9 protein-coding genes and 1 pseudogene are annotated in these 9,754 nt (G+C 60.0%); 1 reads left to right on the top strand and 9 read right to left on the bottom strand.

All coding sequences use genetic code 11. From position 1 onward, the window contains the following. From GA0061105_RS25675 to GA0061105_RS25655, 5 genes and pseudogenes are all read right to left on the bottom strand, one after another. Positions 1–233, bottom strand: a pseudogene (locus tag GA0061105_RS25675) (ThuA domain-containing protein); the annotation flags it as partial. A gap of 51 nt (positions 234–284) precedes the next feature. Beyond that, positions 285–1,310 (bottom strand): ABC transporter ATP-binding protein, encoded by a 1,026-nt coding sequence (locus GA0061105_RS25670; protein ID WP_064693011.1) that lies wholly within the window; start codon positions 1,308–1,310, stop codon positions 285–287. 11 nt (positions 1,311–1,321) lie between these two features. Continuing rightward, a complete protein-coding gene (locus GA0061105_RS25665; RefSeq protein ID WP_092753760.1) occupies positions 1,322–2,152 on the bottom strand; it encodes a carbohydrate ABC transporter permease in 831 nt (276 codons plus the stop codon). Beyond that, positions 2,152–3,138 (bottom strand): carbohydrate ABC transporter permease, encoded by a 987-nt coding sequence (locus GA0061105_RS25660; RefSeq protein WP_092753758.1) that lies wholly within the window; start codon positions 3,136–3,138, stop codon positions 2,152–2,154. Before GA0061105_RS25660 ends, GA0061105_RS25665 begins: the two co-directional genes overlap by 1 nt. 69 nt (positions 3,139–3,207) lie before the next feature. Beyond that, entirely contained in the window at positions 3,208–4,470 is a 1,263-nt protein-coding gene (locus tag GA0061105_RS25655; RefSeq protein WP_092753756.1) for an ABC transporter substrate-binding protein, read from the bottom strand. Positions 4,471–4,739: 269 nt separating this feature from the next. Here GA0061105_RS25655 and GA0061105_RS25650 point away from each other — a divergent pair, with 269 nt between their 5' ends. Then, on the top strand, positions 4,740–5,753 hold the full coding sequence (locus GA0061105_RS25650; RefSeq protein ID WP_064693014.1) for a substrate-binding domain-containing protein: 1,014 nt from the start codon (positions 4,740–4,742) through the stop codon (positions 5,751–5,753). Between the two features lie 45 nt (positions 5,754–5,798). Here GA0061105_RS25650 and repC read toward each other — a convergent pair whose 3' ends face one another. From repC to GA0061105_RS32970, 4 genes are all read right to left on the bottom strand, one after another. Further along, entirely contained in the window at positions 5,799–7,103 is a 1,305-nt protein-coding gene (gene repC / locus GA0061105_RS25645; protein WP_092753754.1) for a plasmid replication protein RepC, read from the bottom strand. A gap of 154 nt (positions 7,104–7,257) precedes the next feature. Then, entirely contained in the window at positions 7,258–8,259 is a 1,002-nt protein-coding gene (gene repB / locus GA0061105_RS25640) for a plasmid partitioning protein RepB (RefSeq protein WP_092753752.1), read from the bottom strand. 1 nt (position 8,260) lies between these two features. After that, positions 8,261–9,454 (bottom strand): plasmid partitioning protein RepA, encoded by a 1,194-nt coding sequence (repA, locus tag GA0061105_RS25635; protein WP_064693017.1) that lies wholly within the window; start codon positions 9,452–9,454, stop codon positions 8,261–8,263. Between the two features lie 109 nt (positions 9,455–9,563). Then, positions 9,564–9,743 carry a hypothetical protein gene (locus tag GA0061105_RS32970; protein WP_208601704.1) on the bottom strand — a complete coding sequence of 60 codons (180 nt, stop codon included), beginning with the start codon at positions 9,741–9,743 and terminating at the stop codon, positions 9,564–9,566. Positions 9,744–9,754 lie beyond the last annotated feature (11 nt).

Here is a 9,754-nt window from a genome sequence, read left to right as displayed (position 1 = left end):
ACCGCGCCGTGATCCTTGTGGCCCCACCAGGTCAGCACATCGGTTTGGGCAAGACGGGCCTCGCTCAGCCCATGTTCCGGCTCCTGCAGCGTCGCCGTCGTCGCCGAGATGCCGGGATCGCTATTCAGCGCATTGGCGATCGTCGTATGCATGCCCTCGGGATAGAGGCCCCGGACGATCGCATTGGTATTCTCGTGAATATTCTCTCCCCACACAACGGTGCGTATGGTCATGTCGTTTTCTCCTTATATTGGAAGCGGATCGAGCCTGGGAGGCCTGGAAGATCAGGCAGCCCGCATGGATTCACGTTCGAGCGCCCGGCCGGACCGGTCGAAACGGTGGATGTGGCCGGCAAGTGGCGCCAGGCCAAGTATCTGGCCCGGCTCATGACGGGAGACACCGGCTTCCCGCACGACAAGCGGCTCATCGGCCCCGATATCCAGGTAAACGAAGCTATCGGAACCGAGGATTTCCGAATGGATGACCGTGCCGCTCCAAACCGGCGACTCGGCTGTGATGCAAACATGCTCCGCACGTACACCGATCGTATGGCTGTCATAGGGCTGTGCCAGCCCGCCAGACAGAAAGTTCATTTTTGGGGAACCGATGAAACCGGCGACGAAGACCGAGTTCGGGCTTTCGTAAAGCTCCAGCGGCGTGCCGATCTGCTCGACGACGCCGTCCCTCAACACGCAGATCCTGTCGGCCAGCGTCATGGCCTCGACTTGATCATGCGTCACATAGATCATCGTCGTGCCGTGCATGCTGCGATGAAGCTTGGCGATCTCAAGCCGCGTCGCGACGCGAAGCGCCGCATCGAGATTGGACAGTGGCTCGTCGAAAAGAAAGACCTTGGGATCGCGTACGATCGCGCGGCCGATGGCGACGCGCTGACGCTGTCCGCCGGAAAGCTGTCGCGGCAGGCGGTCCAGGTAGGATGAGAGCTGCAGCATGCCGGCGGCCTGTTCGACGCGTTGGCGGCATTCGTCTCTGTTGCTCCCGGAAAGTTTCATGCCGAAAGCCATGTTGTCGAACACCGTCATATGCGGGTAGAGCGCGTAGGACTGGAACACCATGGCGATCCCTCGCTTGGAGGGCGCGTGCCGGTTCACGGTCTCGTTGTCGAAGGAGAGGGTCCCCGAGGTGATGTCCTCGAGCCCGGAGATCAGCCGCAGCAGCGTGGACTTGCCGCATCCCGACGGCCCGACGAAAACCATGAACTCGCCCCTGCGGATGTCCATTGTCACGCCCTTGATCACCTCGAAAGCGCCGAAGCTCTTGCGGATATTTTCCAGTCGGATTTCTGCCATGTCCTACTCCTTCAACCCTTCACGCCGCCGGCGGTCAGCCCTGAGATGATCCGGCGCTGGAATATCAAAACAAGCACGACAACCGGCACGGTGACGATCACCGAAGCCGCCATGATGTTGCCCCAGGGGATTTCGAATTCGCTGTTGCCCGACAACAGGGCGATGGCGACTGGGACAGTTCGCTGCGTATCGGAGGATGTGAACGTCAACGCGAAAAGAAACTCGTTCCAGGCGGTGATGAAGGCGAGCAGCCCGGTCGTCACCAGCGCCGGCCACATCAGCGGCATGAACACCTGGGTGACAATGACCCATGGCGAGGCGCCGTCGACGATCGCCGCCTCCTCGATCTCGATCGGCAACTCCCGCATGAAGGTCGTGAGCACCCAAACCGTGAACGGCAGCGTGAAGATCATGTAGGAAAAGATCAGCGCGAGGGGCGTGTTGAAGATGCCGATCCAGCGAATGAGTTCGAACAGTCCCGCAAGCACCGCAATCTGCGGAAACATCGAGACCGAGAGGATGGTCAGCATCAACAATGCCCGTCCGCGGAAGTGCACCCGGGCCAAAGCGAACGAAGCGGTAATCGAAAGCAACAGCGAAGCTGAGACCACGACGCAGGCGATCATCGCGGAATTCGCAAGGCTGCGGACGAAGCCGCCCTGGCCCATCACGGAAGCATAGTTGCGGAAAGAGATCGAGGTCGGCCAGTAGTCGACTTTGAAAAGGGCCGTCCCAGTCTTCAGGCTCGTGAGGATCGCATAGTAGAACGGGAATACCGCAATGATGACGATGATCGTGACGAGCAGGTAGAAGAGCGTATTCTTGGCGAGCGAAAGCAGCATCAGCGTTCCTCCCCGCCGAGCCTGACGCGGCCTAGCCAGATATAAAGGATGGTGACGGAAGCGATGATGAGGAAGAGCACCGTCGACGCGGTAGCGCCATAGGCGAACTTGTCGAAGTCGAACAGGTTCTCGCGCGCCATGACCGACATGGTCTTCGTCTGCGCATTGTTGGGCGTCAGTACATAGATCAGATCGAAGATGCGCATCGCATCCAGCATCCGGAAGATCACGGCAACCATGATGGCAGGCCGGATCAGCGGCAGCGTGAGGCGCCAGAAGACCTTGATCGGATTGACGCCATCAATCTTGGCCGCTTCGTAGATGTCTCCCGGAACCATCTGCAGCCCGGCAAGGATCAGAAGCGCCATGAAGGGTGTCGTCTTCCAGACGTCGACGATCAGCACGGCGATCATCGCCGTTTCCGGATTGGCGGTCCAGGCGATCTTCTCGCTGATCAGGCCCAAGCCGAGCAGAACATCGTTGAGAATGCCGAACTGGTCGTTGAGCATCCAGGCCCACATCTTGGCCGATACGATGGTCGGGATCGCCCAAGGGATGAGGATTGCGGCCCGAACGATTCCCCGCCCGACGAACTGCGCGTTCAGCACCAGCGCGACGATCAAGCCGAGCATGGTTTCGATCGCGACCGAAAGGAGAGTGAATTTGGCCGTGTTCCAGACGGCATTCCACCAGACAGGATCGGCGAGCAGCCCGCGATAGACGGTCTTTCCGCTCTTCAGTGTCACCCACGACAGATAATTGGCGAAGCCGACGAATTGCGCATTGCCAAGGTCGTTGAGTGACGCATTGGTAAAGCTGAAATAAATCGTTCTGAAGAGCGGCCAGCCGGCGACGATTGCCAGGATCAACAGGGTCGGCGCCAGGAACACCCAGGCCGATCGGATGCGCTCGGATCGCAACTCCGTGGAGGCCCTGAGACGGGAAACCCTTGGTTCAACTGCTTGTGGAACTGCGATTTCGGTCATGAAAGCCTATCCCTGTTAAGCCCAATCCGGAGGATGGACCGACGACCTCTCGGCCGCCGGTCCCGATACTCACCAGGCATCGCCCTTGAGGGTCGTCAGGTCGGCTTCGAGGAGTTCGAGGTTCTCGGCAGCGGAACCGCTGCCGGACAGCGTATTGTGCACCGCCGTCCAGAACTTCGAGGACACTTCGTTGTACTTCACCTTGGCTGTCGCCGAAGGGCGCGGCACCGCGTTCTGGAAAATGGGTTTCCAGTTCGGCATGAAGGGCTGCGCGGCGGCGACATCCTTGTCGTCATAAAGGTCGGTCAGTGTCGGCAGATTGGACAGCTCGATGGCGCGAGCCTTTTGAACGTCCTTCGACGCCAGGAATTTGACGAGCGCGATGGCTGCGTCCTGTTTCTCGGAATATTTCGATACCGCCAGGTTCCAGCCGCCGAGCGTCGAAGATGGCTTGTCGCCGGCGGCCGCGACCGGCAGCGTCATCACGTCGAACTTGCCCTTTACGGCGCTGTCCGCCCCGTTGCCGAGGGAGTAGGCATAAGGCCAGTTGCGCATGAAGACGGCATTTCCGGTCTGCCAGACGCCACGCGATTCCTCTTCCTGATAGGCGAGCACGCCGGGCGGCGAGATCGTGCCGATCCAGCCCTTGGCGCGTTCGAGCGCCGATGCCGCCTTCTCGTTGTTGATCGAGATCGTCCCATCCGGCTCGACGATCTGGCCGCCGCCCGACGACTTCACCCATTCCAGCGCGTTGCAGGTCAGCCCCTCGTAGGAATTGCCTTGAAAGACATAGCCCCAGACATCCTTCTGTCCGGCCTGACGTTCCTTATGCTGGATCTCCTTGGCGGTTGCGGCCATCTCGTCCCAGGTCTTCGGCGGCTGCTTGTCATATTTCTCGAGCAGGTCCTTTCGATAAAACAGCGCCGGAGCATCGGTAAACAACGGCAGTGCCACGAGCCGGCCATTGACGGTCTGCGAGGCGATGATCGAAGGGAAGAACTGGCCGGCCACGTCTTTGGTGGCCTCCTTGAGATCAATGAACTGGTCGGCAAGCTGCGGCGCCCAGATGACATCGGTCTGATAGACGTCGATGTCCTTGTTTCCTGCGGCAAGCCACAAGCGATATTGCGAGAACTGCTCGCTGCTCGATGACGGCATGGTGACGAGCTTGACCTGATTGCCAGTCTCCTTTTCAAAAATTGCGAGCTGCTTGTTCAGGAATTCGACGTTTTTCCCCGTGGTGTTTGCGGCAAACGAAATTTCAGCGGCATGGATGGGGCCGGCGGCGATAGCGAGGCTAAGCGCGGACAAGGCCAGAGCAAACTTCTTCATAATCTCCTCCCAGAAATTGAAATCGATTTGGCGTATGGACCATTGCAGAAGGCGCCGGTGAGGTCAAGAGACCGAAACCAGCTTCTTTCGGTTGTATTTGTATGATAATAATGACCGTCCTGCGCGGTTAAAGAGGTAAATTCGGCATCGGTAGCCGACATTTCACCGTGACATGATTGAAATCGTTTTCAATTTAAACTGAATCGGCACTTGCCCGTTGCGCATCATCTACGCATCGTCCATTGATTTCCCGGACAAAGAAGACACCGATGAAACTTCGTGAATTTGCAAAGCAGCTTGGTCTTTCTCCGACGACAGTCAGCCGTGCACTCAGCGGCTATCCGGAGGTGAGCGAAGCCACGCGCGCCCGGGTTGCGAGCGAAGCAATGCGCCTTGGCTATCGCCCGGACGTCAATGCCGTGCGCCTGAAGACCGGGCGAGCCGGAGCGATCGGCGTTATGATGGGGCGTTCGGGAGAAATCCATTTCGCTGAATTCGTGTCGGGGATGGCGCAGCGCCTGGAAACGGCCGATACGGATATTCTCATCACACCTATTACCGCGCATAATGACGACGACGAGATCCAGGCCTACCGGCGCCTGGTCGAAAGCCGCCGGGTGGATGCCGTGATCATTCATTCGCCCCGTCCCAGGGACCCACGGATCGAGATGCTGAACGGCTTACGCGTGCCTTTCCTGGTCCACGGCCGCTCGGAGACCGAGCACGTTCATGCTTGGCTCGATATCGATAATGAAGGTGCCGTGCGCCGGGTCACCGAGCACCTGCTCGATCTCGGGCACCGCAGCATTGCGATGATCAATGGCCTGCGTGGCAAGACCTATTCGATCCATCGCGAACAGGGTTTTCGCAGAGCCCATCAGGAGCGTGGGCTCACCGCCGATCCCAACCTAATGGTCTACGACAAATTCTCCGACGAGAGCGGCTTTCGCCATGCCCGCTCTTTTCTGGAGAGTGCGAACGCACCAACTGCCATCGTTGCCGGTTCCACCATGACGGCGCTCGGTGTCTACCGCGCTGTCCGTTCGCTTGGGAAGACGGTGGGACAGGATGTCTCCGTCATCGCTCATGACGACGTCTTTCCTTATCTGACCGCCGAGAACATGGTTCCGTCGCTCTCGACCACGCGATCCTCCATGCGTGCTGCGGGCACCCGTTGCGCCGAGCTGACGCTACAGCTTATCGCCGGCCGCCCCGCAGACGAGATCCACGAATTATGGCCGGTCGAGCTGATCCTGCGGGAAAGCACGGCGCCGCCGCGCTGACGAGAGCAATCACTCGATACACGACTGCGCGGCAGCCGAAATCCATCAGCTGGCATCGCGCCGCACTCCACCATTTGCCCGCACCAGCGCCATCAGCATCGGGCCGATCGCAAATTCGCCTCGTTCGGTTCTTCGGGTGAGATCGCGGAGATAACCGCCCGGCGAATTGATGTGTCCGCCCCTTTCGAGAATGCAGGCGATCACGGTCGCGGCATTCTCCGGCCCCATGCCGGCGCAGGCTTCCTCATAGGCGGAGGGGCTGACGCCGAGCATCGAGCGGACGACGACCGCAGCCGACATCAACTCGCGCCAATTGCCGATCGTTCCGGCCGGCCCATAATCGAGAATTTGCGGGCAGGCCTGAAGAACCAGACCAAGCGGGAAGGATTTCAGCGCGTGTCCCGCCGCCGGTTCAGCCGCGCTGGATCTCCTGCCGTTCATTCCGCTGGCCGCTGCCGGATGTTTCAATCTTTGCTCGTCCGGCGGCCCGGCAACCGGATCCTTATCGGCCGCCGGCTTCGCGCCCTGCTTCGTTTCGAAGCTTGGTTCAAGTTCAGATGTGGAGTCGGGGTTTGAATTCTGTTTGTGGCGCTCAATTTGAGACTCATTGGCGTCTATTTTTTGTAATTTTAGATGTCTTTCCAGGAGGTTGACGGCTTCGTCACGCAGCAGGCCCATCTCGTCGAGCAGTGAAGCCAGTTCCTCGGGGACCGCCACGCGCGGAATCCTGCGGACGAGATCGCGAAACATCACCGACATCTGCACCCAGTCGCCGGGCACAGCTTCATCGAGCGCTGCTGCGATCAGCTTGGAGATATCCCTCCGGCACAGGGTGAGACGTTCCCTGGTCGCCCGGATAAGTTCTCGGTCCGCAACCACCTCGGCGGCCAGGTTCTCGATTTCGACCGCGCGTGCGAGCAGTGGCGCGACGCTGAAGCCGTAGGCCTCACCGATCTCCCCTGCCCTGTCGCGGCGCGCATAGCGCTTTCCGTTCGGGCTGTCCTTGCGCAGGATCAGGCCGGCCTCGACCAGTACGGCAAGATGCCGCCGGAGCGTCGCCGGCGTCATTCCCCGGGCGCGGAGCGATAGCTGCGCATTCGACGGAAAGACGATCAGGCCGTTTTCCTCGGAAATTTCGTCATTGGGGTAGAAGGTCAGAAGCGCATCGAGCACCGTCAACGCGCGGTCGGTCACGCCGAGCGCCGGGCGCGCTTCGCAGATCGCCCTGAACAGCTTCCATTTACTGCGTTTCATTCCCGGCTCGATGGTCTCGGCCAGTTGCTGGCTTGCCAGCATGCCAAGCGACATCGGCCGCCGCCCGAAGGGCGTCGTCACATATCCACTCTCCATTGCCTTCACCTTCGTTCAGGCAAAAGAAAACAGTCCACCACTTTGGTGCCTAAGAACGCTTGACTGTGATTCGTGGAAATGCGATTCTCGATGTGCTTAAGATCTGAGAAGGGCTTCCGCGACGGCGTCGTTGGGGGCCTTTTTCTTTTGCGCGCTACGCTCCTCTGTGCTTTTTGAACTCCTGGAACAGGCTCTCCAGCCGCTCCTGGACAAATTGATCGAAACCGGGCGCGGTCTTGCCGTCGAAGACGAAAGTTGCGCCGGACGCTGTTTTCTTGACGATCACCGGCACGCCGCTGACCGCGGATTTGACCGCTGTCGGCTTCGGCGCCGCAGCCTTCTTCGTTGCCAGAACAAATGCCCGGTGAAACCGCTCGTCGCTCGAAATCCTGCGCGCGTCGTCCGCGGACAACTCCGCGATGATCTTGTCGACCTCGGCATTTTCCAGCCGTTCGCCGAGTTCCAGCCAGCGTCGGCGGCCAATATCAGGCGCAGCGCCGATAGCGTTGATGAGCGCCAAGGGCACCTGCCGTATCACGATCAGCATCCTCGACAGCGCCGCCTTGTCAACGCTCAGCGCCGCCATGATGACGTCGCGGGCAAAGCCGCGTTCCTCGAGCCGCGACGCGAAGAGGGCGCGCTCGATATAGGAGAGATTGGTCCGCGCGCTGTTTTCCTGCCCCTGGCTGACGACAAGCTGACCATCGGTCAAGTCGCGGACGACCGCGCGCACCCTGATGCCGATCTCTCTGGTAGCCGCCAGGCGGCGATGGCCATAAGCGACCTGATAGCGGCCTTTGGCTTCCGGATGCGGACGCACGAGAATCGGGACTTGCTGCCCATGCTCGCGGATCTGCTCGACCAGCTCGGCGAGTTCAGCCGCATCGATCGCCAGACGATCGCTGACGAAGGAAGCGTCGATCAGTCCGGGATCGAGCTCGACGATCATCTGGCCGGCAGCAAGCTGCCGTTCCAGCTCGCTGGCGCGCTCCATCTTTTCGGTGATGTTGCCGAGCGTCTTGGTGATGCCGCCGACCGGCCCGCCACTGCGCTCCTGCGGCACGAAGCCGGCAATCGGACGATTGTCGCGTGGCGCGATCGCTTCCACCCTTGCCGGGCTCGGTGCGGAAAATTCGATGAGATTCTTGCGCGCCATCCTATCTCCTTCCCCAGGTGGAGCGAATATGCGCTTCGATCTCACCATTCACGAGGTTCAGCGACTCCAGCGCCCGATCGTAGGTTCCGCGTGTGAACTGCGAGCGTTCGACTTCGTAGAGTGTCTGCTTGGTGACGCCGGCATCGGAAACGGCCGTCGATTTCACCATGGCGTTGTGGAGCATGCGATTGCCGAAGATCGCCCGCATGAAACCGGTCATCTGGCTTTGCGGTCCGTCGTTCGGTTCGAACCGCGTCACGAGATAGCGCATCCAATCATAGCTGGTGCGCCCTCCGGCCTTCTCGACGACCGACATCAATTCGCTGGTCATCGTTAGGAACTGCGACATTGACATGACGTCGAGCATCTGCGGGTGGACGGTGATCAGCACCGAGGTCGCCGCGCAGAGCGCTGACATCGTCAGGAAACCAAGCTGCGGCGGGCAGTCGATAACGACGACGTCGTAGAGGCTTTCGATATCGGTCAGCACCTCGCCGATGCGGGCGAAGAACATCGTCTCCGCCGTGCCCGACGTCATGGCCTTCGGCGTCTCGTGTTCGAATTCCATCAGTTCGAGATTGCCGGGAATGAGATGCAGGTTCGGCGTATAGGTGGCGCGCACGATGTCGGCGATCGGGCGCGGATCGTCATAGCGGATCGCGCCGTAGATCGTTTCGCCCTCCCCGACGTCGAACTCCGGCTGATGGCCGAACAGCGCGGACAAGGAAGCCTGCGGGTCGAGGTCGACGGCGAGCACACGGTAGCCGCGGAGCGCCATGAATTGCGCATAGTGGGCGGCGGTCGTGGTCTTGCCCGAGCCGCCCTTGAAATTCATCACGGAAACGATCTGGAGCTTTTCACCCGACCTGCGGGTCGGCACATACTTCGGCGTTCCATTGCGCTCATCGAGGACCCTGCGGATGCGGTCCATATCTGTCGCGCTATAGAGCCTGCGCCCGTTTGCCAGCGGATCAGGGCCATGGCCGTCGGCCGCCACCTGCCTGAGATAACCTTCGCCGATGCCGATGAAGGCCGCAGCCTCCGCCGGCGAAAATGTCCTGATCGTCTTTTGCGACAGCGGGGGAAAGATTTTGGCCTGATGCTGCTGAAGCTGATAGGACAACTCCTTCGCATCCGTTGCCAGAAGCGACGGAAGATGCTCTTGATCATCTTGAAGAGCAAGACTCGGCTGCATGATCTCTTTCCCACGTAACTGCGCAATTTTGAACGAAAGCGCTTCAGTTGCGCAGTTACTATATGCCGCGATTCGTGACCGAATTACAAATGCTTAACCAAAGCGCGTGTTAAGCCGCCCGAAACCGGCGCGTGAATCCGGCGGTTTCACGGATGAAACAGCGGATGCGAATCACTCGCCCGAGACGCAGGCAGGCAAGGCCGATGCCATCATTATGCACATGGAAAATCGTCTTTTTCGCGGTGTCGGGGGTATAGCCGAAAAGCTCCACCGGGCTATTGGCCATCATCTTTCAGATAG

The organism is Rhizobium aethiopicum (genome assembly GCF_900094625.1).
GTDB classification, from domain to species: domain Bacteria; phylum Pseudomonadota; class Alphaproteobacteria; order Rhizobiales; family Rhizobiaceae; genus Rhizobium; species Rhizobium aethiopicum.
Note: the sequence above shows the minus strand (reverse complement) of the source record. Positions and strands in the feature narration are given on the sequence as shown.